This window comes from Streptococcus sp. FSL W7-1342 (assembly GCF_037966635.1).
GTDB lineage: Bacteria > Bacillota > Bacilli > Lactobacillales > Streptococcaceae > Streptococcus > Streptococcus salivarius_D.
Map to the genome: position 1 here is coordinate 509,634 of NZ_CP150200.1, position 25,890 is coordinate 535,523.

At 36.0% G+C, this 25,890-nt stretch carries 23 protein-coding genes and 1 pseudogene; 23 read left to right on the forward strand and 1 reads right to left on the reverse strand.

The genetic code is table 11. The features are described from left to right. The first annotated feature begins 110 nt into the window (after positions 1-110). The 6 genes from NSQ79_RS02605 to rpsU all read left to right on the forward strand — a co-directional run bounded on the left by NSQ79_RS02605 (position 111) and on the right by rpsU (position 5,870). Complete coding sequence (locus tag NSQ79_RS02605; RefSeq protein ID WP_084871185.1) at positions 111-923, forward strand: transporter substrate-binding domain-containing protein; 813 nt, start codon at positions 111-113, stop codon at positions 921-923. An 11-nt stretch (positions 924-934) separates the two neighbouring features. After that, positions 935-1,732, forward strand: a complete 798-nt coding sequence (locus tag NSQ79_RS02610; protein WP_002884336.1) for a transporter substrate-binding domain-containing protein — start codon at positions 935-937, stop codon at positions 1,730-1,732. A 239-nt stretch (positions 1,733-1,971) separates the two neighbouring features. Further along, entirely contained in the window at positions 1,972-3,441 is a 1,470-nt protein-coding gene (locus NSQ79_RS02615) for an IS1182 family transposase (RefSeq protein ID WP_339313801.1), read from the forward strand. A gap of 95 nt (positions 3,442-3,536) precedes the next feature. Beyond that, positions 3,537-4,646 carry an aminotransferase gene (locus NSQ79_RS02620; RefSeq protein WP_049554122.1) on the forward strand — a complete coding sequence of 370 codons (1,110 nt, stop codon included), beginning with the start codon at positions 3,537-3,539 and terminating at the stop codon, positions 4,644-4,646. 61 nt (positions 4,647-4,707) lie between these two features. Beyond that, entirely contained in the window at positions 4,708-5,502 is a 795-nt protein-coding gene (locus NSQ79_RS02625) for an ABC transporter substrate-binding protein (protein WP_002886806.1), read from the forward strand. Positions 5,503-5,693: 191 nt separating this feature from the next. Then, positions 5,694-5,870, forward strand: coding sequence for a 30S ribosomal protein S21 (rpsU, locus tag NSQ79_RS02630; RefSeq protein ID WP_002884573.1), 177 nt, complete (start codon positions 5,694-5,696; stop codon positions 5,868-5,870). 148 nt (positions 5,871-6,018) lie between these two features. On the opposite strand, the gene mscL is transcribed toward rpsU, so the two are convergent. Then, positions 6,019-6,399, reverse strand: a complete 381-nt coding sequence (mscL, locus tag NSQ79_RS02635) for a large conductance mechanosensitive channel protein MscL (RefSeq protein ID WP_084871186.1) — start codon at positions 6,397-6,399, stop codon at positions 6,019-6,021. Positions 6,400-6,561: 162 nt separating this feature from the next. Here mscL and dnaG point away from each other — a divergent pair, with 162 nt between their 5' ends. The 17 genes and pseudogenes from dnaG to NSQ79_RS02720 all read left to right on the forward strand — a co-directional run. After that, complete coding sequence (dnaG, locus tag NSQ79_RS02640; RefSeq protein WP_138261847.1) at positions 6,562-8,373, forward strand: DNA primase; 1,812 nt, start codon at positions 6,562-6,564, stop codon at positions 8,371-8,373. A 3-nt stretch (positions 8,374-8,376) separates the two neighbouring features. After that, on the forward strand, positions 8,377-9,486 hold the full coding sequence (gene rpoD, locus NSQ79_RS02645; protein WP_002884252.1) for an RNA polymerase sigma factor RpoD: 1,110 nt from the start codon (positions 8,377-8,379) through the stop codon (positions 9,484-9,486). Between the two features lie 53 nt (positions 9,487-9,539). After that, complete coding sequence (locus NSQ79_RS02650) at positions 9,540-9,875, forward strand: metal-sulfur cluster assembly factor (protein WP_002886809.1); 336 nt, start codon at positions 9,540-9,542, stop codon at positions 9,873-9,875. Between the two features lie 10 nt (positions 9,876-9,885). Beyond that, complete coding sequence (locus NSQ79_RS02655; RefSeq protein ID WP_049554123.1) at positions 9,886-10,812, forward strand: glycosyltransferase family 2 protein; 927 nt, start codon at positions 9,886-9,888, stop codon at positions 10,810-10,812. A 3-nt stretch (positions 10,813-10,815) separates the two neighbouring features. After that, positions 10,816-12,291, forward strand: a complete 1,476-nt coding sequence (locus tag NSQ79_RS02660) for a glucosyltransferase domain-containing protein (protein ID WP_014632797.1) — start codon at positions 10,816-10,818, stop codon at positions 12,289-12,291. 84 nt (positions 12,292-12,375) lie between these two features. Continuing rightward, positions 12,376-13,227, forward strand: a complete 852-nt coding sequence (rfbD, locus tag NSQ79_RS02665; RefSeq protein WP_002886813.1) for a dTDP-4-dehydrorhamnose reductase — start codon at positions 12,376-12,378, stop codon at positions 13,225-13,227. Positions 13,228-13,312: 85 nt separating this feature from the next. Then, positions 13,313-14,599: an oligosaccharide flippase family protein gene (locus NSQ79_RS02670; RefSeq protein WP_014632798.1), complete on the forward strand. Its 1,287-nt coding sequence runs from the start codon at positions 13,313-13,315 to the stop codon at positions 14,597-14,599. Positions 14,600-14,604: 5 nt separating this feature from the next. Next, positions 14,605-15,549, forward strand: a complete 945-nt coding sequence (locus NSQ79_RS02675) for a glycosyltransferase family 2 protein (RefSeq protein WP_049554124.1) — start codon at positions 14,605-14,607, stop codon at positions 15,547-15,549. A 17-nt stretch (positions 15,550-15,566) separates the two neighbouring features. Then, positions 15,567-16,535, forward strand: a complete 969-nt coding sequence (locus NSQ79_RS02680; RefSeq protein WP_049554125.1) for a glycosyltransferase — start codon at positions 15,567-15,569, stop codon at positions 16,533-16,535. Beyond that, a complete protein-coding gene (locus NSQ79_RS02685) occupies positions 16,536-17,252 on the forward strand; it encodes a glycosyltransferase family 2 protein (RefSeq protein WP_002884333.1) in 717 nt (238 codons plus the stop codon). Then, a complete protein-coding gene (locus NSQ79_RS02690) occupies positions 17,252-17,608 on the forward strand; it encodes a DUF2304 domain-containing protein (protein ID WP_002884228.1) in 357 nt (118 codons plus the stop codon). The genes NSQ79_RS02685 and NSQ79_RS02690 overlap by 1 nt, the downstream gene beginning before the upstream one ends. Beyond that, the gene (locus tag NSQ79_RS02695) at positions 17,598-18,374 is read left to right on the forward strand and encodes a glycosyltransferase (protein WP_049554126.1); all 777 of its coding nucleotides are present in this window, start codon (positions 17,598-17,600) and stop codon (positions 18,372-18,374) included. Before NSQ79_RS02690 ends, NSQ79_RS02695 begins: the two co-directional genes overlap by 11 nt. After that, complete coding sequence (locus NSQ79_RS02700) at positions 18,367-19,623, forward strand: beta-carotene 15,15'-monooxygenase (RefSeq protein WP_227834261.1); 1,257 nt, start codon at positions 18,367-18,369, stop codon at positions 19,621-19,623. Before NSQ79_RS02695 ends, NSQ79_RS02700 begins: the two co-directional genes overlap by 8 nt. Positions 19,624-19,803: 180 nt before the next feature. Beyond that, positions 19,804-22,755, forward strand: coding sequence for a rhamnan synthesis F family protein (locus tag NSQ79_RS02705; RefSeq protein ID WP_070849852.1), 2,952 nt, complete (start codon positions 19,804-19,806; stop codon positions 22,753-22,755). After that, complete coding sequence (locus tag NSQ79_RS02710) at positions 22,742-24,049, forward strand: DUF2142 domain-containing protein (protein ID WP_049554128.1); 1,308 nt, start codon at positions 22,742-22,744, stop codon at positions 24,047-24,049. Before NSQ79_RS02705 ends, NSQ79_RS02710 begins: the two co-directional genes overlap by 14 nt. 3 nt (positions 24,050-24,052) lie before the next feature. After that, positions 24,053-25,300, forward strand: coding sequence for a glycosyltransferase family 4 protein (locus NSQ79_RS02715; protein WP_049554129.1), 1,248 nt, complete (start codon positions 24,053-24,055; stop codon positions 25,298-25,300). Positions 25,301-25,316: 16 nt separating this feature from the next. Further along, positions 25,317-25,856 (forward strand): annotated as a pseudogene (locus NSQ79_RS02720) (glucosyltransferase domain-containing protein); the annotation flags it as partial. Positions 25,857-25,890: the final 34 nt, after the last annotated feature.

Consider the following 25,890-nt stretch of genomic DNA (forward strand, 5'->3'; position numbering starts at 1 on the left):
TAATAAAAATGAAAATTATAATCGATAAAAGTTCATTTTTCCATTGACAAATGCATAATAATACATTATTATACTTACATAAGTTAATAAATATAGAAAAGAGATTGATTATGAAAACATGGAAAAAACTTTTGTTGGGGTTTGCAGGGATCTTTGCTTTGACGACTTTAGCAGCTTGTTCTTCGTCGAAGGACACTTTGGAAAAGGTGAAAGATAAAGGAACTTTGACAGTTGCTCTTAATCCTCACTTTGCTCCTTTTGAATTCAAGACAATCCAAAATGGTAAGGATACGATTGTTGGAGCTGATGTCGAAATTGCTAAGGCTATTGCAGATGAGCTTGGTGTAAAAGTCAAATTCTCTGAAATGTCTTTTGATAATGTCTTGGCCAATGTTCAATCTGGTAAGGCAGACATTGCCATTTCAGGAATCTCAGCTACTGAAGAACGTCAAAAAATCTTTGATTTCTCAGATACCTACTATGAGTCTGAAACAGTTCTTGTTGTTAAAAAAGATGCGACAGGAACTTACAAACAAACCGGTGATTTTGCTAAAAAATCTGTAGCCGTTCAAAAAGGTTCTATTCAAGAAAACATCGCCAAAGCCAACTTGTCAGATGCTAATGTGGTATCCTTGGCACAACCTGGTGAAGCTATCAATGAATTGAAATCTGGTCAAGTTGAAGGAGTGGTTCTTGAAAAAGCCATTGCACAAGGTTATGTAGATCAAAACAGTGATTTAGCTGTGTCAGACATTGCGCTCAAGTCTGATTCAAAAGATGCCTATGCTGTCGCAATGCCTAAAGGAAGCGATAAGCTAAAAGCAAAGGTTAATAAGGTTATCGCTAAACTCAAAAAAGAAGGTAAGATTGACAGATATGTTCAAGATGCCTATGCTCTTTCACTTAAGAGTTCTACTAAATAAGGGGTTATTATATGAAGAAATTTTGGTTTATCCTTACAGCTCTAGTCGCCACGTGCTTTCTAGTTGCTTGTAGTGGAAGTCAGGGAGTAAGTCCCAAAACGATTAAGGAAAAGAAAAAAATTGTCGTGGCAACAGAATCTGAATTTGCGCCTTTTGAGTTCAAATCGTTGGTTAACGGCAAAGATACGCTGGTTGGAGCAGATATCGAGTTGGCCAAAGCTATCGGTGAAAAACTCGGTGTAAAGGTTGAATTTTCCGTGATGTCTTTTGATAATGTTCTTGCTAACGTGCAAAGTGGTAAAGCTGATATCGCCATTGCTGGTATTTCGGTGACAGACGAACGTAAGAAGGTTTATGATTTTTCAGACAGCTACTATACGTCAGAAAATGTAGTGATTGTCAAAAAAGACAAGGTAAATGACTACACAAGCACTGATAGTCTCGCTAAACAAACGGTCGGTACGCAAAAAGGGTCTGTCCAAGAAACCGTTGCTAAGAAACAAATCCCTAAGGCAAGTGTCGTATCACTAGCTTCAAATGGTGAAATGATTAACGAACTTAAATCAGGTCAGCTTCAAGCAGTTGTACTTGAGAAGGCCATTGCAGAAGGTTATATCGCTCAAAATGATGATTTAACCCTTGCCAACTTTAATCTCAAGTCAGATGGTACAGATGCTTATGCCGTCGCAACACGTAAGGGTTCAGATGACTTGCTTAAAGAAATCAATGCCGTCATCAAAGAGACTAAGGACTCTGGAAAATTTGACCAATGGTTGAAAGAAGCATCAACCTACAAACAAAGTAAGTAAATTTAAAACTCCCGAGCACCTGAAACGAGCATGTTTCAGGTGCTTTCATCAACAGTGAAAAGTCTCGTTTGGTCCTCGCTTTACTCACTTAGGGGGAGTCTCCAAAAATTCTTAAATCTAAAATGGGGCAATACCCCATTTCAGATTGAAGACAAAGTCCTCAGAAGTTATACTTCTGGGGATTTTTCTTGCTTTGAAGGAGTATAATAAAAGAAAAAGGTATTTGATGAGGTGTTCCTATGTTTCACAAAGAAAATCCTGAATACAATCGACGTCAAGTAGGATTCTATACGCTTGATGAACTTGTGCCTAAAGACCATTTTCTAAGAAAAGTCGAGGAAACGATTGATTTCTCTTTTATTTATGATCTTGTCGAAGATAGTTATTCCTCGGATAATGGTCGCCCTAGTCTAGACCCTGTTTTATTAGTTAAAATTCCGTTGATTCAATGTTTTTATGGCATTCGTTCTATGCGCCAAACCATTAAAGATATTGAGGTGAATACGGCTTACCGTTGGTTTCTTGGCTTATCTCTGGACGATAAGGTGCCTCATTTTACAACTTACGGTAAGAACTATAGCCGACGCTTTGAAAACAAGGAAGTGTTAGCACACATTTTTAGTCATGTGCTTCATCATGTTTTGGAAGCAGGGCTCATTGATCCCTCAGAAATCTTCATTGATGGGACCCATATCAAGGCAGCTGCTAATAATCATAAGTACAAAACTGTTGTTATTGATCAAAAAGCTAAATTCATGAGTGAACAACTGGAGATTGAGATTAATTTAGATAGGAAAAAACACGCAAAAAAGTTCTTAAAGCCCGCCAAAAAAGGCGAGGCTAAACCTAAGAAACAATCAACGACAGACCCAGACAGTGGTTGGTTTCATAAGGGGGAACATAAGGAAGTCTTCGCTTACAATGCTCAAGTAGCTTGTGATAAACACGGCTGGGCCTTAGCTTATACGGTTGAAGCAGGAAACATCCATGATAGTCAGGCTTTCTCTGCTCTTTTTGTCAAACTAGAACCATTCTCACCTGAATTCATTATTGCGGATTCAGGCTATAAAACACCTAGTATTGCCAAGTTTCTTCTAGAAAAAGGGATTACACCAGTTTTCCCTTACACTAGACCAAGAGGTAAGAAAGATTTTTTACGTCCAAAAGACTTTGTCTATGACGAGCATTTTGATTGTTATCTTTGTCCAGAGAACCATGTATTAACTTATCGTACAACCACACGTGAAGGTTATCGAGAGTATAAAAGTAATCCTAAAATTTGTAAGACCTGTCCCTTGTTAGCGATTTGTACTGAAAGTCGCCAGCACCAAAAAGTTGTTGTGCGTCATATTTGGAAAGATGCCCTAGAAGTCTGTGAAGATATTCGCCATCAAAGTGGTATGAAAGAACGGTATCAACACCGGAAAGAAACGATAGAACGGTTATTCGGAACAGCTAAAGAATATCATAACTTACGTTATACCAGAGAAAAAGGAAAGTCCAAAATGGAAGCTAAGGTTGGGCTTACTTTAGCGTGTCTAAATATCAAAAAATTGGTAAAAATGATGACAGGAAAGACCTATAATTTTACCCAAATATCTCAATATTATTGGATTATAGGAGAATTAGGTAAGAATATAAAAAAGACAAACATCAAAAACGATGTTTGTCTTCATTCTGAGATGGGGCAATACCCCATTTTTTATTGAATTCTCTGCTAAAAACGGTTATTATCAAAGTAGGTAAGTCTGTTCAATAGACAAATGACATCGTATAGAGTGCTTAAGAAAAGCAAGGAGAAACTATGAAGCTACCACGTTTTGGTGTTGAAGAATGGCTTAATGTCCATGAAAAATCTGCCATATATGATATCGCAGGAGTTTCAATTAAGGCCCTCACAATGGAAGAATTATTTGACCTGTCAGGCCTTGATAAGGACGCCTTTTTTGCCCAACTGCTAAAGAAAAAGATGGATTACGGCTGGATTGAGGGGGCACCAGAGTTCAAAACTCAGGTGGCTAGTTTATACAAGAACATGCCGGTTGATAATATCCTCCAAACCAACGGGGCAACGGGAGCGACGATGCTAGCCCTTTACGCTCTTATTGAGCCTGAAGACCATGTCATCTCCATGTATCCAACTTATCAGCAGCTCTATGACATTCCTAAGTCACTAGGAGCAGATGTGGATCTCTGGGCGGTTGAAGAGGACAAGGGGTGGTTGCCTGATTTGGACCAACTCCGTCGTCTGATTCGTCCTAATACAAAGATGATCTGTATTAACAATGCCAACAATCCTACCGGTGCCCTTATGGACGCTGCTTACCTCGAGGAGCTAGTGGCTATCGCTAAAGAAGTAGACGCCTATATCTTCTCAGATGAGGTCTATCGCAGTTTTGACCAGCCTGCACCTTCTATTGTGGATTTGTATGAAAAGGGCATTGCCGTCAATAGTCTGTCAAAGACCTATTCCATTCCTGGTATTCGTGTGGGTTGGGTTGCTTCTAACACAGAGGTGGCGGATATTCTGCGTGACTACCGCGACTACACGATGATTTGTGCTGGTGTCTTTGATGATATGGTGGCTACCCTTGTCTTGGAAAATAAAGAAGCCATCCTAGAACGTAATCGTCAGATTGTAGAGGAAAATCTAGCTCTTATGGATGCGTGGATTGCCAAGGAACCTAAGGCGTCATGGATTAGACCTGCTAGTGTTTCCACCTCTTTCGTCAAATTAGATGTGAATCGTCCTATCGAAGATTTTGCTTTAGAGCTTCTTCAGGACTATGGTGTTCTTGTGGTTCCGGGTAACCGTTTTGACAAGGAGTCCCATGTTCGCATCGGTTATTGCTGTGACAAGGAAGTCCTTCAAAAGGGCTTAGAAAAATTGTCGCAATTTCTTAATAAATGTTGACAATACCACTAATTTTAAGTAAAATAAACGAGCAAAAATTATATTTATACAGGAGTTTCTTATGAAAAAACTTTTCCTTGGAGCCATGGCTCTCCTTGCTGCCGTTACCTTGGTAGCATGTGGGTCAAAAAAAGACGCTTACGAATCTATTAAAGAAAATAAAAAACTTGTCGTGGCTGTCAGTCCAGACTATGCACCATTTGAGTTCAAAACTTTGGTCGACGGTAAAGACCAAGTTGTCGGTTCAGACATCAAGTTGGCACAAGCTATCGCTGATGAACTTGGGGTTAAACTTGAAGTGACAACTATGAGCTTTGACAATGTCCTTTCTAGCCTTCAAGCTGGTAAGGCTGATATTGCCATATCTGGTATCTCAGTGACAGATGAACGTAAGAAAACCTTCGATTTCTCAGATCCTTACTACGAAACACAAAATGCAATCATCGTTCGTAAAGATCAAGAATCTACCTACTCAAGCCTAGATGCTTTCAAGGGTAAAAAAGTTGCCGTTCAAAAAGGTACTATCGAAGAAGGACTTGCTAAGAAACAGTTGAAAGACTCAACAGTCGTATCACTTACAGCAATGGGTGAAGCTATTAACGAAGTTAAGTCTGGCCAAGTTGATGCTGTTGACCTTGAAAAACCAGTAGCAGAAGGTTACGTGGCACAAAATCCAGATTTGGCTTTGGCAAGTGTTGCCCTCAAAGTTGACGATGGTGATGCTAAAGCAGTCGCTATGGCTAAAGGCAATGACAAATTGAAAGAAGCAGTAAACAAGGTTATCAAGAAATTGAAAGACAATGGTACTTACGACGAGTACATCAAGGATGCTTCTAAATACACAGCAGTTGAATAAAAGAGAGCTAGAGGATGATTCCTCTAGTTTTTGTATGGTAAAGCCCCTGATAATCTCCAATAAGACTTAGAAAATAGTGTTGACATCAAAATTACTCAAACTTAAAAGATATTTCTTGACAGAAAAAGATCAGTCTTGTATACTTGAATAGAACGTGTAAAATGTTACATTATCTTGAGGAGGTGAATTCAATGTCAAAAACAGTAGTACGTAAAAACGAATCACTTGACGACGCTCTTCGTCGTTTCAAACGTTCTGTGACTAAAGCTGGTACTCTTCAAGAGGCTCGTAAACGTGAACATTACGAAAAACCTTCTGTAAAACGTAAACGTAAATCAGAGGCAGCTCGCAAACGTAAAAAATTCTAATTAAGAATGAAATTAACAGAAAAAAGCTTGAGATTACTCAAGTTTTTTCTTTTTCCTCGAATAAATAAGTCTCTTGGTATAAAAAAATAAGACGTCTGATAGTTCAGGCGTCTTAAGTTTCATATGCTTTTAGGTGAACAAATAAAGATTATTTGTTTGCAAGAAGATCGCGGATTTCAGCAAGCAATTCTTCTTGTGATGGAGCTGCTGCTTCTTCAGTAGCTTCTTCTTCTTTTTTACCAAGAGCTACAGCGTGGTTAGCAGCTTTAACAACGAAGAAGAGGGTAGTACCAACGATGATGAAGTTGATAATTGCACTCAAGAAGTTACCGTAAGCGATACCGTTCCATGATAATTTAGAGAGGTTTTCAACGTTAGCAGCCTTAACAACTGGGTTAAGGATAACTGGAGTGATAATATCACTTACAAGTGAAGTGATGATAGCGTTGAAGGCAGCTCCCATAACAACGGCTACAGCAAGATCAAGGACATTCCCCCTGAATAAAAAATCTTTAAGTTCTTTAATCATTTTGATAATGATTCCCTTCTTTTATTTATTTTTAATAGTTTATCCAATTTTGTAATTCTTGACAAGGGATTTGCTCATGAAAAATCAATTTTATTTTACTTTCATTTTTCATCGTGTTATAATTAGAAGTAATGCAATTATGGTAAGATAGGGGGCAGTTAGATGGTAATTGATAAAGTTTTAATAGAAGATATTAAGAGCAGTACCAATATCGTCGACGTGATTGGTGAAGTTGTCAGTCTTAATCGCGCAGGTCGAAATTACCTCGGTCTCTGCCCTTTCCATAAGGAGAAAACCCCCTCATTTAATGTTATCGAGGATAGGCAGTTTTATCATTGTTTTGGTTGTGGAAAGTCTGGGGATGTCTTTAAATTTTTAGAGGAATACCGTCAGATTTCTTTCCAAGAAAGTGTCAAGGTTCTGGCAGACCGCTTAGGTATTGCGGTTACGATAGATGCACCAAGACAGGCTCAGCAGCAGAATTCTCCTAATCAAGCCTTCTATGATCTTCATGAGGATGCGCTTAAGTTTTATCACGCAGTTCTGATGACGACTAAGATAGGAGAAGCAGCGCGTGCCTACCTCTATGAGCGTGGTATGACTGACGATTTACTTAAGACCTTCCAGATTGGTCTAGCCCCTGACGAACCAGATTATCTCTATCAGTCTGTATCAAAAAAATATGACGAAGAGGTACTGACAGAATCAGGTCTTTTTAATCTTTCTGAAAGTAATCGTCTTTTCGATACTTTTAAAAATCGAATCATGTTTCCGCTTAAGAATGAGTTTGGAAAGACTATCGGTTTTTCAGGACGTGTTTGGACCAAGGACGATATTGAAAAAGGACAAGCCAAGTACAAAAATACGAGGGCTACCCGCATTTTCAATAAGTCTTACGAACTCTACCACCTCGATCAGGCTAAGCCGGTGATTCAGAAGACCCATGAGGTCTATCTGATGGAGGGATTCATGGATGTCATTGCCGCTTATAGGGCTGGGCATGTTAATGCTGTGGCTTCTATGGGGACGGCGTTGACTCCTGAACATGTCAATCGTCTGCGTAAACTCACCAAGAAAATTGTTCTGACCTATGATGGTGATAAGGCTGGGCAAAATGCGATTGCCAAGTCTCTTGAGCTTTTATCGGATTTTCAAGTTGATATTGTTAAAATTCCAGACAATATGGACCCTGATGAATATCTACAGAAAACATCCGAAGAGGCTTTGGGGAAACTTTTGGTCGAGTCCCGCATTTCAGATGTGGAATTTTGGATAGGACAGCTCAAGCCCGCTAATGTAGACAATCTTCAAGCAGAGATTGCCTATGTTGAGCAGATTGCTAAGATTATTGCCAAGTCACCTTCTGTGACAGCACAAAATTCCTACATTTCTAAGGTAGCTGACCTTTTGCCAGACTTTGATTTTTTCCAAGTCGAGCAAGCGGTCAATAACGAACGGTTGACCATGAGGAATCAGCAGACGGCTCAATTATCGGCTGCTAGTAATAGTGCTTATGAGTCTTCAGCGTCAGGACTCAGAGGAACGGTCAAACTACCTTCTACACCTAAGATTACAGGTCTTCGTCGGGCGGAAAATCAACTCTTCCATCGTATGCTTAATCATCCTATGATTTTGAATGACTATCGCATGAGAGAGGAGTTTTTCTTCCAAACACCTGAGTTAGAGGAGCTTTATCATATTCTGAAACAAGATGGTCAGATTGATACCGTAGCTTTGTCTCTACTTTCTCAAGAGATGCAAACAGCCTATTATCAGGTTTTAGAGGAGATTTTACCACCTGAAACTAGTCTTGAAGAAGTTCAGGCTATCGAAGAGCGTAGAAATCATTTTTTGAGGGAACAGGACTTTCGTAAGCAAAGTAAACAAATAAGAGAATCAAGTAACCACGGTGATGTGGATGCAGCGGTGGAAGCCCTGCAGATGCTCATCGCCCAAAAACGAGATATGGAGTAACACATGGCAAAGAAAAAACAAAATACAGCATTTAACGTTCAAGTCGCTGATTTCATTCGTAACCACAAAAAAGCTGGTACAGCAATTGATGATGAAGTCACAGAAAAACTAGTTATCCCATTTGTTCTTGATGCTGATGGGATTGATGACCTTTTGGAACGTTTGACAGACGGTGGTATCTCTATCACTGATAAGGACGGAAATCCTTCATCTAAATATGTTGTTGAAGCCCCAAAACCAGAAGAATTGACAGACGAGGAGCTTCTTGGTTCAAACTCAGCTAAGGTCAATGACCCTGTTCGTATGTACCTCAAAGAGATTGGGGTAGTGCCTCTCTTGAGTAACGAAGAGGAAAAAGAATTGGCTATCGCTGTTGAAAATGGTGACTTGGAAGCTAAACAACGTTTGGCAGAAGCCAACCTTCGTTTGGTAGTCTCAATCGCTAAACGTTATGTGGGACGTGGTATGCAGTTCTTGGACTTGATTCAAGAAGGTAACATGGGGCTTATGAAAGCCGTTGATAAATTTGACTACTCTAAAGGTTTCAAATTCTCAACTTATGCGACATGGTGGATCCGTCAAGCAATCACTCGTGCTATCGCAGACCAAGCACGTACCATCCGTATCCCAGTTCACATGGTTGAAACTATTAATAAATTGGTACGTGAGCAACGTAACCTCTTGCAAGAGTTGGGACAAGATCCAACTCCTGAGCAAATCGCTGAACGTATGGATATGACTCCAGATAAGGTTCGTGAAATCCTTAAGATTGCTCAAGAGCCAGTTTCTCTTGAAACACCTATCGGTGAAGAAGATGATAGCCATTTGGGTGACTTTATCGAGGATGAAGTTATTGAAAATCCAGTAGATTACACAACTCGTGTGGTTCTTCGTGAACAATTGGATGAAGTGCTTGATACTCTTACAGACCGTGAAGAGAATGTTCTTCGTCTTCGTTTCGGTCTTGATGATGGGAAGATGCGTACTTTGGAAGATGTTGGTAAAGTCTTCAACGTTACTCGTGAACGTATTCGTCAGATTGAAGCTAAAGCCCTTCGTAAATTGCGCCACCCAAGCCGTAGTAAACAACTTAAAGACTTTATTGAAGACTAAGATAGTAAATGGAAGGGGCCTGATTATTAGGCCCTGATTTTGGAGGAAAAGCTATGTCTGAAGTAAAATACACTGAAGCAGAAATTGAAAAAATCAAAGACCGTATCTTGGAAGCCTTAGAAATGGTCATTGATCCAGAGTTGGGGATTGATATTGTCAACCTTGGCCTCATTTACGATATCCGTTTCCAGCAAGATGGTTATACTGAAATCGATATGACCTTGACGACTATGGGATGCCCCTTGGCAGACCTTTTGACAGACCAAATTTATGACGCTATGAAAGAAGTGCCAGAAGTCACTAAGACTGAGGTTAAGTTGGTCTGGACACCAGCTTGGACTGTTGAAAAGATGAGTCGTTATGCCCGTATCGCCCTAGGTATTCGTTAGGAGAAATCTTATGAAAACACTGGCTATCGTTGTTCCTTGTTATAACGAGGAAGAGACTATTCATCCTTTTTTAGAGGCTTGTCAGGCAGTTGAGCGACAAATGGCCAACCAGTTGGCTTTCAACTATTACTTTGTCAATGACGGTTCAAAAGATCGCACCTTAGAAGTTCTAAGACAGGTTTCAAAGCAATTTGAAAATGTTCACTATCTCTCTTTCTCTCGTAATTTTGGGAAGGAAGCAGGTTTACTGGCAGGACTTGAGGCAGCCCAAGGTGACTATGTGACAGTTATGGATGCTGATCTTCAGGATCCACCTGAACTTCTTATCGAAATGTATGCCAAAATCCAAGAAGGTTACGACGTTGTCGGGACAAGACGTGCAGACCGTAAGGGTGAGCCGCCTATTCGTTCACTCTTTGCGAAGGCCTTCTATTGGTTGATTAATAAAGTTTCTGATACTGAAATGGTGGATGGGGCACGTGATTTCCGCTTGATGACTCGTCAAGTCGTTGATGCCATTCTTGAGCTCAAGGAAGTCAATCGCTTTTCAAAAGGCCTCTTTTCTTGGGTCGGCTTTGACGTGGCCTACGTCTCTTATGAAAATCGTGAACGTGTGGCGGGAGAGACTTCATGGTCTTTCTGGAGCCTATTGAGTTACTCACTTGATGGCTTTATCAACTTCTCAGAAGTACCCTTGAAGCTTGCCACATGGGCAGGGACCTTCTCATTCTTGATTTCTTTGGTTGGAATTATTTTCGTCATCATCAGAAAGTTGACCATTGGTGGAAGCGTAGCTGGTTGGGCGAGCCTTGTCTCTATTATCCTCTTTATCGGAGGAATCCAACTCTTAGCCTTGGGTATCATCGGGAACTATATTTCAAAGATTTTCCTAGAAACTAAGAAACGACCAGTTTATATTGTTAAGGAGAAGGGCTAAAGAATGATTGAAGAGTTTTTAGGAGTATTTAATAATTTAAAAGGATATATTAAGAGGAATAAATTTGTTTTATCTCTTATCTTAGGTGTTTATCTTTTAGTTAATATTAACATCAGTTTAGCTGAGTACCCCTATATTGACGATATTGGTCGTCAAGTTCTGGGTTATACGGGCTTCTCTGAACATTACTCCAGATATTTGAGTGAATTTTCAGCACGTCTTATTCAAGGTGGTACTCATTTAACGGATCCTGGCCTGACAACAAATATTATCTCAGCCTTTATACTAACATTTGCAAGTACGATATTATTGTTTGTATTGTTTCCATCGAAAAAGGTTACTCCAGTTTTAGCCTTAGCCTCAACTGTAATTGGAATAAATCCTTGGTTTTTAGAGCCTTTGAGCTTTAGGTTTGACAACCCATTTATGTCACTAAGTATTTTAGTGTCAATTCTTCCTTTTATCTTTTGGGAGTCTAGAAAACTATTTAGTATATGTTCGGTTGTATGTATTTATCTTATGTGTAACTCATACCAAGCATCGTCAGGAATTTATATTCTCATGACGCTAACACTTCTCTTTTTAGAAGTAGTCTACAGTGGTAAATTGAATATAAAGAGTTTAGTATGTTCGATTTTATCCTATGTTGGTGGTATGGTTTTATATAAAATACAAATTACTATTAAGCCACCGATTTTTGCTGACCAAGGGAATATCCCAAGTTTATTACATCTTCCTAGTATTATGCTAGCAAATGCTAAAGGTTATCTGAAAAATATTTATCTTCAAAGCACAAAAGTCTGGATTCTTTTATTTCTAGTAATACTTATCTTGTTAGTATTTAATATAATTACTAGTAGCAAGCAAAAGAAAATTGTAGCTTTAGCTTTTACGTTTGCTTGGCTTGCTTTAGGAAGTATTTTGAGTTATGGAAGCTATTTAATACTTTCAGAACAATTTTATTTGTTGAGACCTAGATATGAGTACGGACTAGGAGTCTTTTCTTCGATTGTGTTAGTTGTTTCTTTGGGAATAACCAATCGAAATCAGATTATTAATGTTTTAAAATCAGTATTTTCAAGTTTACTCATCTTTTATTTCCTTGCTTTTTCATTTATTTATGTAAGCAATTTAAAGCAACAGAATAATACATTTGAAGTTCAGAGTGCTATGCTAGGAAATAGTTTGAATAAGTATTTGAATGATAAAAATAATGTGGTCAATATTAATCGTTTTGTTGCTAATTCGCCTATTTATGAAAATGCGACCTCGGTCTATCCAATGATTAGTAGTTTAATTATGCCTAATACTAATGTTTCTTGGGATATGACGATGAGATTTAATGCAATCACAAAATTTAACGTTGATTTTAAACCATTTGATGCAACAACAGTAAATTCAGAGTATAAACAATTAGAAACAACAAAAATGTATGATGTTTATACCAAAGATAATGAACTTTTTGTAGTGATGAAATGATAAATTATATTTTATGAAAGCAGATTTTTTCTGCTTTTTTTGTTAAAATGAAACTAACATTATTGGAACTACAAGGAGAAAAATATGATTCTAGTAACAGGTGCAAATGGCCAACTCGGAACTGAACTTCGTCACCTTCTTGACGAACGTAACGAAGAATATGTAGCAGTAGATGTGGCAGAAATGGACATCACAGATGCTGAAAAAGTAGACGAAGTTTTTGCGGAAGTAAAACCAACCTTGGTTTATCACTGTGCTGCTTACACAGCTGTTGATGCGGCTGAAGATGAAGGTAAAGAGCTTGACTATGCGATTAATGTGACAGGTACTGAAAATGTCGCTAAGGCTGCTGAAAAACATGGTGCAACGCTTGTTTATATTTCAACTGACTACGTTTTTGATGGTGAAAAACCAGTCGGTCAAGAGTGGGAAGTTGATGATAAACCAGATCCACAGACAGAGTATGGTCGTACAAAACGCATGGGTGAAGAGTTAGTCGAAAAATATGTGACTAACTACTACATTATCCGTACAGCTTGGGTGTTCGGTAACTACGGTAAGAACTTTGTCTTCACTATGCAAAACCTTGCTAAGACTCACAAGACACTTACAGTTGTTAATGACCAACACGGTCGTCCAACTTGGACACGTACTTTGGCAGAGTTTATGACTTATTTGGCTGAAAACCGTAAGGAATATGGTTATTATCACTTGTCAAATGATGCAGCAGAAGATACAACTTGGTATGACTTTGCGGTTGAAATCCTCAAAGATACTGATGTTGAAGTGAAACCTGTTGATTCAAGCCAATTCCCAGCTAAAGCTAAACGCCCACTTAACTCAACAATGAGTTTGGCTAAGGCTAAGGCTACAGGATTTGTCATTCCAACATGGCAAGATGCTTTGAAAGAGTTTTACAAACAAGAAGTGAAATAAGAATACTTAATGAGCTTTTAAAGTTCAAAGAGAGAACGTGTGTCATGCTGTTCTCTCTTTTTTCATTTAGAATATGATATAATTAATGGAATATAGTTATCGAAAGAGAGTGAAATATTTGAAAAAGGTAACTGCCCAAAAGGTTTTTTTCTGGAATATTTTAGGAAGTATGTCTTCAGCTGCTGTTTCAGTTATACTTCTTTTTATTGTTACACGGGCTTTAAATAGTGCTTCAGCGGATATCTATAGTTTTGCTTATGCAATTGCGAATCTCTTTGTTATTGTAGCAAGTTTTCAAGTCAGAGATTTTCAAGCGACGGATATAAGAGAAAAGTATTCTTTTGACACCTATTTCGTCACAAGAATCATTTCTAATGTTGCAATGGTTCTTCTTTTAGTGACGTATTTAATTTTTAATACTAATACTCACTCAAATATAGAGATAATTTTTTGGGTATCTTTTTTCCGAGTTAGTGAAGCCCTATCAGATGTTTTTCAAGGATTGTTTCAGCAGAAAGAACGTCTGGATATTGCAGGGAAGTCTCTTTTCCTGAGAAATACCATTTCAACAATTGTGTTTGCTTTAACTTTAGTTATCTCTAAAAATCTATTGTGGTCAGTGATCGCACAAACCATCAGTTCATTTGTTTTTATTGCTCTATTCGATTATCCTAATTCAAAAGTCTTCCATCGCTTAAATCTTAAGAGTGTTAGGTTGAGTAATATTATCAATGTATTGAAAGATTGTTTACCTTTATTTATTAATGCTTTTTTGTTGGTCTCAATTTATAATCAGCCTAAATATGCTTTGAATGATATTTTTAATCAAGGTTTGATTGGAAATGGTGTTCAGCGAGATTTTAGTATTTTGTTTACACCAATTTTTGCCATGAATCTTATGATTGTGTTTCTTAGACCAATGATTACACAACTTGCAGTCTTTTTAGAAGAAAAGAAGATTTCTCATTTTGTCACTTACAAGAATAATCTCTTCAAGATTTTATTTGGAACTTGCACATTAATATTTCTAATTGGTGCTTTTATAGCCATCCCAGCTTTGGATATTGTATACGGGACTAACCTTAAACAGTATCAGACGAGTTTTATCGTCTTGTTGCTTGGAGGAATTGCAAGTACTTTTTCAACTGTATGTGATAATATTTTGACAATATTTAGGAAGCAACATTTTTTGGTTATTTCCTTTATTGTGGGTTATATTGTGTCAATCTTAACTGCCAAGCCTCTAGTGTCAAAATTTGAAATTTTTGGAGCCTCACTATCATTTCTTTGTGCAATGATAGCATGGCTACTTGCTTCACTAGTAATTTATTTTGTAACAAACCCATATACAATCTTTAGAAGGAAAAAATAATTGACATGAAATTTTCTATCATTATTCCAGCCTATAATGTGGCAGATTATCTAGAAAACTGTGTAGAGAGTATTCTTAAACAAACATATGATAATTATGAAATTATAATTGTAGATGATGGTTCAACTGATGAGACAGGTAAAGTAGCAGATGAACTATTGAAACAATCTAAGCAAATTAATGTAGTTCACCAATCTAACGGTGGTGCTTCGAAGGCACGTAATACTGGAATGAAGAGAGCTACGGGTGATTATATTTTGTTTTTAGATGGCGATGATTTTTGGAGTGATAGTCATTTTTTAAAACAGATTGTTAGTGAGCTTACTATAAAACTTGTAGATGTTATTATTTTCGGTTATAGTTATTACTACGATAACGAAATTAAAGAGTCCCCGATATCTCGATTAAAAGACTTAGGTGAAGCTACTAATTATGGCTTATTTAATGGCCCTAATTGGAATAAATGTATTTCTAAGAAATTAATTAATAAGGGGTTGAGTTTTCCTGAGGATTTAGTCTCTGAAGATAGTTTGTATTGTTCATCAATAATGAAAATGATGGAAAGTTTTTCTGTAATTACTAGCACTCAGTATATGTATCGTCAGAACAGAGCTGGAAGTTTAACAAATGTAGTGAAAGAAAGAAATGTTTTAGATACTCTTGAGGGAATTAGTAGAGGTTTATCTGATGAAAAGTCATTATCTGAAGTTAAACGTAAAGCCTTAAATACCTATTTTACAATTTCTTATATTTCGATTCTACCTTATGCTAAGCCATACCTATTTAACCAAGAAATACGCAACTTATTAATTCAATATAAATATTTGTTGAAAAATTCCAGTCATATAAATAACATATCATTTAAAATGACAGGTATCTTTACTTCGATTTTTGGAATTAATATCTCAACAAGGTTATTTTCTTACCTTCTGAAATTTTATAAAAAATAATAGATAGAAAGTATAATATGTCTAATCCAACCGTTTCAGTCATAATTCCTGTATATAACGCGCAAGAGGGAATTAAACAATGTCTGGATTCTCTTCTAAATCAATCATTTACAGATTTTGAGATTATTCTTTTAAATGATGGCTCTACAGATAATAGTTTAGAAGTTATTAAAAAGTATGCGGCTGTTAATGATTTTATCCGAGTAATTGATAAAGAAAATGAGGGAGTTGCTAAAACCAGAAATAAAGGTATACAACTTGCTAATGGGAAGTACATTGTATTTATCGATAATGATGATTTTATTGATTCAGATTATTTAGAGCGTTTTTATAATGCAATAGATCAAGAACAACTAGATATTGTTCTTGGTGGTTATAAGCGTGTTAATCAGGAAATGAAGACACTTTTTAAGCAAGATTTAACACAATCTGAATGGTCTAAGTATATAGTCGTTGCACCTTGGGCACGTATTTATAGAACTTCATTTTTAATAGATAATAATATTCAGTTCTTTGATTATCCAATAGGTGAAGATGTTGTCTTTACATTGACTGCCTACAATTTAACAGAAAAAATTAAAATAATTGATTATAACGGCTATAATTGGTTTTTTAACGAGAAGAGTATCTCAAATACATCTCAAAGAGGTTTTAATCCGAATATAGATATTGTGTATTTCTTGAGTCACTTGCTTAAAGTTGCTGGCGATTCAAAATATATTCGCTATTTTATAAAACGATATTACATTTGGTACTTACTCTTTTCTGGAAGAGCCGCTTCAAGTTCGTCATTTATGGATCAATATAGAAGAATTAAAGAATGGGTTTCTAAAGAAAATATTGATTCAAATTTAACACCATTATCATCTGAGATAACTGGAGAACGAATTCAAACAGTTATTTCTGTAATGGTTTTTAGAACTTTAGAACATTTGAGATTAGTTTCACTGTTTTCGAGGTTTTACTGTAAAGGAAAGGAGAAGTAGTTGAGAGTTTTAATGATAATTCCTGCCTACAATGAGGAGGAAAGTATTTTCGACACGGTAACAAGTATCTTGAATTACCGTAAGAAAGTTGATTTTGATTTGGACTATGTTGTTATCAATGATGGATCAACAGATAAGACAAAACAAATTCTGGAAGAGAATCATTTTAATGCTGTTAATCTCGTAATGAATCTTGGGATTGGTGGTGCGGTTCAAACAGGCTACAAATATGCACTAGAGCATGACTATGATGTAGCAGTTCAATTTGATGGCGATGGCCAGCATGATATTGAATCCTTGTCAGATTTGCTAGAACCAATTCGAAAAAATGAAGCAGACCTAGTTATTGGTTCACGCTTTGTTGGTGATGTTAAGTCTGAATTTCAAACAACTTTTATGAGACGCTTCGGAATTAGTGTTATTTCCAATCTTATTAAATGGACAACTGGACAAAGAGTTTTAGATACAACTTCGGGTTACCGTTTGGCTGATAAAGCTGTTATTAAACAGTTCGCTAAGCGTTATCCAATCAAGTATCCAGAACCAGAAACTATTGTTCATATTTTGAAACGTAAATATCGAGTTGTTGAACGACCAGCAAATATGTTTGAACGTACTGGTGGTGTTTCTTCTATTACGCCAATTAAATCCATTCGATATATGCTTGAAGTGTGTTCGTCGATTGTTATCGCAGCCTTTATGAGGGAGAGTGAATAATGTCAGTTTTATCTATTGTGATGTTGGTAGCTTCAATCTTTTTCCTTTATTTAGTCATTAGAAATATCAATAAGAATAATATCTTATTTGAACAGGCCTTCATGTGGATTGTCATCAGTCTGGTAATGATTGTTATTTCGATTTTTGATGTTATTCCAGTTTATTTTGCAGGATTACTTGGATTTGAACTGACTTCGAATTTTTTGTTGTCGCTTGCTATCTTTTTCTTGTTGGTCATCGCTTTCCTACAAACCATGACTTTATCGAAACAAAAAGAGCAGATTAAACATTTAGTTCAAGAATTATCTATTCTAAAAAGTCATGTAGAAGAGAAAGAGGAAAAGAATGAAGGATAATCATACTTGGGTAATTTGTGCTTATGGAGAAAGTGATTATCTTGAAGCCTGTATTCAATCTTTGAAAAATCAAACTCTTCAATCTCAAATTATCTGCTATAGTTCAACGCCACTGGATTCGATTAAGGAACTTTGTCAGTGTTATGCTATCCCATTTTATACTAAACAAGGTGGGGGGATTGGCAAGGATTGGAATAATGCTATCTCTTTTGTAGAAACAAAATATGCTACTATCGCCCATCAGGATGACTATTATGAGCCAAGATATGTAGAAAAAGTATTGGCCAAGATGGAAAAAACTAGTGATGTTCTAATCGGATATTCTGATTATTTTGAAGAAAAAAATGGTCTAAAGATTCCTGCAAATACCAATCTAAAGATTAAAACTTTGATGCTAAAAACAATGAATCTTTTTCCTGGTAGTCATTTTTGGCGTAACCGCGTAATGGCTTTTGGAAATCCAATTTGTTGTCCAGCTGTCACCTATAACCTTGAAAAATTGAAGAATTTTTATTTTGATGAGGGAATGAAGGTTAGCCTTGATTGGTATGCTTGGTATAAGATTAGTGAATACAAGGGGCGTTTTGTCTATGTGTCAGATAAGCTAATGTGTCACCGAATTCATGAGGAATCTGAGACTTCTAAGACTATTGCTGATAATACTCGTAGTAAAGAAGATTTGTATATGTACCAACTCTTTTGGCCAAAATGGATAGCAAATATCCTTATGAAACAATATGTGAAGAGTCAGAAGACGAATGGGTAAGTATGAATGTTATTGTTTGAGAGAGAAAATGAAAAGTAAAAGTAGATTTTATTGTTACATCTTAATTATTTCTATACTGTATGGTTTTCAGTACTATATTAATAATAAAATTACACCTGTAGGGGATCAAACAGCATTTTTAAATTATGCAAAGGAATTTCACCATAATTACCTTGAATTTGGAATTAATCGTTATCTTACATGGAGTAGCCGGTTACTGATTGAATCCGCAACATTATTCTTTTCAGTACACGATAAGTTATTTATAATTGCTTCTATTATTGCAAGTTTCTTTTTGCTTTTACCTAGTAAGAAAATTTGCCCTAATTTACCTTGGATACCTGGACTTTTCATTTTTATTTTTCTTCCAGCAAGTGAATTTTTAAGTGCAGGTTCTATTCCTACATATATTAATTATGTATTTCCAGCATCATTTCTTTTGTTCTCTCTGTATTATCGTTATTCAGATAAGTGGTGGGTTCAATGTCTAGCGTTCCTATCTTTTGTTTTTGCTATTATGAATGAACAGTTAGCAGTCTATGCTTTTTTATGGATTGTTTTCGAATTAATAAGGGATTGGAAAGTCATTACATTTAGGTACAGAAATATATTGTATGGCTTGGTTTCGTTGACAGGAATTCTCTCTGCAAAATTTTCTCCTGGAAACACATTGAGGTTTGAAAAAAATGTGGAATCTTGGTTTCCCAATTTTGTCCACTTGAACCCATTCCAAAAAATAGGGTTAGGAATTTTAGAAACTGGAGATGGTATATTTTCAGTATCTTTCGGCTTTATTTTTGTGTTTTTGATAGTTTTAGTAGTTTTATCGTTTTATAAAAAGAATTTTATTTCACTGATTCTGTCATCTTTTACCCTATTTGCTATTTTAAGTCAGAAGTTTGAGTGGAGAAATATTTTATTTACACTTTCTAGTGTTAGTAAAGTTGCTAGAGAGAGTGGCACCTTTGATTACAATGTTGTCTATTTTGGAGCGGTGATTTATAATATCGTTTTATTTATGATACTGATGTATTCTCTATGGACTCTTTCTAAAGTTTCAGATAGGTTATGGATTATATACTTATTCGGGATAGGTTTAATTGGACGTTTGCTGATTTCATTTTCACCTACACTTTATGCTTCTAGTACCAGAACGTATTTACCTATAATGCTTAGTCTATTTATTATTACTTGTTATTTTTTGAATGACATTTATATTCATTTTAAACGGTCTAAAGCTATAAAGTAAAAGCAGAGTTATTCTGCTTTTTTCTTTGTCTGTAGTAAGGGGATTTTTTCTTCAAACTATAGTATAATTAAAGCGGTGTACACTTTCAAAATAAGATAGTTGTTCTTTCTTTGAAAGATTGGAATTAATAGTAATTATTATGTACTAATTAATATTTTCTTACATAAAATGGATGGAAAAATGACTAATTTAATATCAGTAGTTGTAACATGTTACAACCATGAAAATTATATTGAGCAATGTTTACGAAGTATTTTTAACCAAACTTATCGAAATATTGAGTTAATTGTTCTTGATGATGGTTCGACAGATTATTCCCCAGAGATTATTCAGGAAGTTCTGAAAGAGTCACCTTTCGTGACGACATTTGAGTCTCATGAAAATATTGGTGTCGTGAGAACAAGGAATAAGGGACTTAATCTTTTAAATGGGGACTATTTTTTATTTGTAGATAGTGATGATTTTTTGGATGAAACTTATGTACAAGAATTATATGAATGTGCGATTAATCATCAAGCAGATATAGTGTATTGTGATTTATTCAATTTTGAAAAAAATGAAGTCTATCTAAAAGCTCAGGAATTTGAATTACATAGCTTATTGGTATCGAACTATATTTCAAATTGTTCTTTAGTAAACAAAGCCATATTAAAGGGTACCTATTATGATGAAAAACTTTCAGGGAAGAAACTCGAGGACTATGATTTTTTCTTGAGCCTTATTATCAATAATGGGGCGAAGGCTGTTTACCAACCTAATACCAAATTGAATTATCGTGTTTTTGAAAAAGATTCGATTTCAAAAAGGGATTCAGTACGCTACCATTATGAAATCTATCTTGAAGTTCTCGAGAAGTATCTCGAAAAGTTACCACATGAAATCTATCAAGCTGTTTGCGAAAACTTATTGATTTTGGAGAGTCGTATAGATGATTTGATAAATCATCATGATGATGTGACAGACTATGTTAATCGCTTGAAAAAAGAACGTGATCAACTTGAACGAAGAAAGTATACACAATCTAAGAGATTGAAGGATGCCCATAAAGAGATGGAGCTTATCCGAGGTTCACTGTCATATCGTCTGGGGAACGCTCTTATCACACCTATAAAGACAGCAGGGGTAATTGCTAAGAATCCAAAAGCTATTAAAAATTATTTGAGAGCTTTAAAAGTCAAAGTGATACAGCTACGTCGTCGAATGACACCACTTAAAGTTCGTCAGTTACGACATCTTAGAAACCGTCAACGTTCTGCCTTGTCGTATAATGGTAAGAAAGCGTTGGTTTATGTTATTTTTGAGTCTGAAGCTCGTCTTCAAGAATACAAATTACGTTTCTTGCAAGCCTTGGCTCCATTGGTAGATGATGTTATTGTTGTTGTTAATGGACAGCTTCACGATGATGATATTAATACCCTTGAGACCTATGGTAGGGTTTTAACTCGTGATAACAAGGGATATGATACTGCGGCCTTTAGAGAAGGAATCTTTGCCTTTGGTAAAGATAAGCTTAAAGATTATGACCAGCTCCTCTTGGTGAATGATACTAATATTGGTCCGATGAGGGATTTGTCTCAAGTGTTCCAGGAAATGGCTGATAAGCAACTAGATTTCTGGGGAATTTCCTTTGGAGAAGAACAAGAGGATGTTACTAAAGAGAATCCTTACGGCTACATTCCTAAGCATCTTCAATCTTATTTCCTAGTTATTGAAAAACTCATGCTAAACGATGATGACTTTTATGAGTACTGGACACATTTGACGGATACAGATTCTCGTGATAAGGCTATTGGTCGACATGAGACACGTTTTACCAAGCATTTTGCTGATTTAGGTTATCGTTTCGATGCGGTTGTACAAGAATACGAAGATTCTGCCATGTATATCCATCCGCTTAAGATGCTCAAGGCAGGAAGTCCCTTGGTAAAATATACGGCTCTGAAAAATTATGATGAAGACCAGTTCTTGTGGCAAGGTCTGGATCGTGATTCAGAAGTCCCTGATTTGTTAGACTTTGTTGCAGAAGAAACGGATTACCCTGTGGCAATCTTGGAAGATATTGTGAATAAATTTAAGACTGTTCCACGTGACCAATACATTCTATTGATTGATGGGGTTGAAAATATCATTCCGCAATGTACCCGTTACCGTGTCTTGAACAAAGCAGAACAATTACGTAAGCATGGCTTTGCAGTCAAAGTTGTTAACCTATCTGATTTCCAATTATCGATGGCTCAAAATGCTAGTCACATCGTTATCTACCGTTCACCAATCTCACCTGAGCTTTTGCGTCTCTGTCATTTGGCTAAGGAATATGGAAAACCTGTTTTCTTTGATATTGATGATTTGGTTTTTGATACGGTTTATACAGACCAATTGAGTTATACGCAAGGGCTTAATTCGGTTGAAAAAGGAAACTATGATGCTGGTGTTCGAAATTATGGCTATATGCTAGAAAACTGTGATGGTGCCATTACTTCGACTAACCAGTTGCAGGAGGAGTTGTATAAGTACCAAAGTAAGGTTTTACTTAATCGCAACTTGGCTTCTGATGACTTAATCGCTATTAGTAGCCAATATATCAAAGATTACTCTCAAACATCTGATATTGTTAAGATTGGTTATTTCTCTGGTTCAATTAGTCATAATGAGAATTTTGAATTGATTAAACCAGCTATTAAGCAACTGCTTACAAAATATAGCAATGTCCAATTACATATTGTCGGGATTTTGGATATTCCGCAAGATATGAAGCCCTTTGAAAATCAAATTGTAACTCACGATTATGTGGACTGGGATAAATTGCCTGCCTTGATTAGTGAAGTTGATATTAACCTAGCACCGCTTGTGGATTCTATCTTTAACCGTGCGAAGTCAGAGATTAAGTGGATTGAAGCTGCCTTGGTGAAGGTACCAACAGTAGCAAGTAAGATAGGAGCTTTCTCAGATGCGGTTGTTGATGGTGAAACAGGATTGTTAGCTACTGATGAAGAGTGGTTCGACAAGCTCGAAGCCTTGGTTTTATCTCCAGAATTAAGACAGAAAATTGCAGATGCTGCTTATCGGGCTGTTCTTGAAAACTGTACGTTAAGCAAGAAAGATGATATGGTGACTTATTTTGAACAGAATTAAACAGATAAAAGTTGAAAATTTATTTTTCATCTTAGCGACGATTTTTATTTTCTCATTTATGTTTGTATTTCCAATTAATCGTGTGCCAGACGAAACAAACCACGCGCGAATGACTTGGGAAACTTTCCATAAACCAACCGAAACATCTTTTAAGTGGATGGATGAGATTCCAAGTAATGATAAGGTTAAGTTAGCAGAATATAAACAGATTTTTGCTCAAAAGATTGATATGAGTAAAGAACCTTTTCAATTCGGTGTGAGTTTAAAAACGATCTCCTTTATTCCACAGTTGATAGGGATGACGATTGGAAGTTGGATTAGTCCCACAGTTGGAATGATTATCTATATGGGGCGCATCTTTAATGCACTGGCCTATATACTAGGAATTTACTTTTTAATACGTTATTTCAAGTATGGGAAAACAGCCCTAATGTTTATTTCGCTGCTACCTATTATGGTTCAGCAAGCTTCGTCACTTTCTTATGATGTGATGAACTATTTAGAAGTGATGTTGGCTCTCGGTTTTATCACGAATCTTGCCTATTCTAAACGTTTTACCAATCGTAATATTATCCAGGTGATAGGTCTTGCGATCTTACTGTTAGCAACTAAGCCAAATAACGTTTTATTGTTGGGATTGATTCCGTTTGTACCACTTGAGTTTGAAGGTGTCCTTGCCTTTCTAAATCGTCCAGCACAAGCCATTAAGACCTTTATTTCAAAATATAAAGCAGTCTTCTACCTTCTTTTTGTAGTAGGTGTTGTAGTGGTTCTTCAATTCTTAATGAAGAATCAAGGTGGTCTTCGTCATTATGGAGAAGTTTTGCGTAATACACTCTTTAATCCTGAGTTGAATGACAATTTGAATGGTATCTTGTCACTTGGGATGTTCGGTTATCTTGGTAACCTTACATTACAAATGCCACTGTGGTTAATTTTTATTGATATCATCGTTCTTACCATTTTGTTCCTATCAAGTAAGAAGGATTTCTTTACAAAAGACTTTGCTAATGCATCCTGGATTCTCTTCCTTCTTGAGATTTTAGCTGCTGTTACTGTAATGTATATGCAGTGGACACCGATTGTTCTTGGTCAGGGAGCTAATATATCGGTTGGTGCTCAAGGACGTTATTTCACGCCATTTATCATTCTTTTGTTGCCGCTAGTCGCTAACACAGCTAAGATTGATTTATCTCGACAGAAAAGATTGAAGATAGCAACTCTGACTTTAATTGCTAATTTCTTAGTGGCTATGTATTTGATTCTTTTCCATTATTGGGGGGTATTTGCATAATTTATGACTAAAACAATTTTATTTATTTCTCCGACAGGAACTCTAGATAATGGTGCTGAAATCTCGATAGTCAATCTTATGAAATTTCTTGTAAAAAAAGGTTATCGTGTATTAAACGTTTTTCCTGATTATAAGGTTCCATCCCAAGAGGAGTATCAAGCAGAACTTCAGAAAGCAGGGATTGAAACCTATGGTCTTTCAGCTGTCAAATGGTGGTGGGAAGAAGCACCGGGTGGTTCACCAGGCAATCATTTTTTGCGAGTAAATTTTTATAATAAGAATGTCAAAGACATTCGAAATATTATTGTAGATAATAAGGTGGAGCTTGTTATCAGCAATACAGTAAATGTTTTTCAAGGTGCATTGGCTGCCGCTTATGAGAATATCAAACATTTTTGGTTGATTCATGAATTTCCTGAGGGAGAGTTCGGTTATTACAAAGAAAAACTAGACTTTATAGATAAGTTTTCTGATGAAATCTTTGCTGTAACAGGAGCTTTGGCCGAGGATTTAGAAAAGTATTTTACAAATAGGAAGATTTATTCCTTTGCACCTTATACTCAAATTGAACCTAAAGAAGGAGTAAAAACTGAATCTAACGACCAACATCGTATCGTTTCAGTTGGACGCTTGACTCAGAGAAAGAATCAGCTTGAGTTAATAAAAGCTTTTCAGATGCTTGATTTAGCAGGAACTGAACTTGTATTTTTAGGTGCATGGGATGAGGATTACAAACAACTTTGTGATGATTATATTGCAGAACACGATTTGAAGAATGTTTCATTTTTGGGGTATTTAGATGATCCTTGGTCAGAGATTACTGATAAGGATTTAGCTGTTTTCCCATCTAGTATGGAAACGTTTGGTCTCGTTTATGTTGAATCTGTTTTGAATGGTATTCCAACGATTTTATCAGATAATGCGGGACATAAATCTGCCTTTGAATATATGAACGAGCAAGGTTATATCTACCCTCTGGGTGATTTGGATGCCTTGACTAGAATGATTTCAGGGGTCCTTGATGGATTTGACCAAGAGAAACTTGAAGCAGTGCAAGCTGTTCCAAGTTTAAAAGAGAGATATTCTCTTGAGAGTGTTTATGCTAATATTACTGAAAAGATTGAGGGCGATGAATTGCGTCATAAAAAAGTAACTCAGAAAGATATCGATTTTTTAAACAGCCGAAAAGCTCTAACCAAGAGTATAAAATCTGCTGTGAAAAAATTGTTTCAGCTTAAAAAAATGAATTAGAGGTTCGCATGTTTCAATGATTGAATTTATGTCTAAGAAAAAATCTTTAGTCATTTATACTTTGTTTTTAATAGTATTGATCTATGGATTAAAAATTGTAAATACATCTTATGGAATGGATACCAATTGGTTTATTCAAAATCCATCAGGCTATATGAATTATTGGATAAGTATTGGACGTTTTGGCGAGGTGATTCTAAAAAAAATCTTTTTGAAAGAGTTCACCAATATATATATGATAAACACCTTAACTTGTATACTTTTAGGAATAACTTCATTATATATAACTTACCTTTTTAGTGATTATATAGAAATTAGAGAAAATAAGAAACTTTTTATAGTTCCTAGTCTATTTACTACAAGTCAGTTATTTGTTTTTCAATATTATTTTGTTCTTCAGAATTTTGAGTTTTCGCTGGCAATGTTACTGACTGTTATAGTGGCTAGTTATTGCTTAAAAGTGAGAACTTTTTCTGGATTAAAAAAAATAATCATTTATATTATCCTAATTAGCCTAATGACCTTAGTTATAGGTGTCTATCAAACATTTATTTTGCCCTATTGTAAAATGAAGTGCAACACAAAAGACA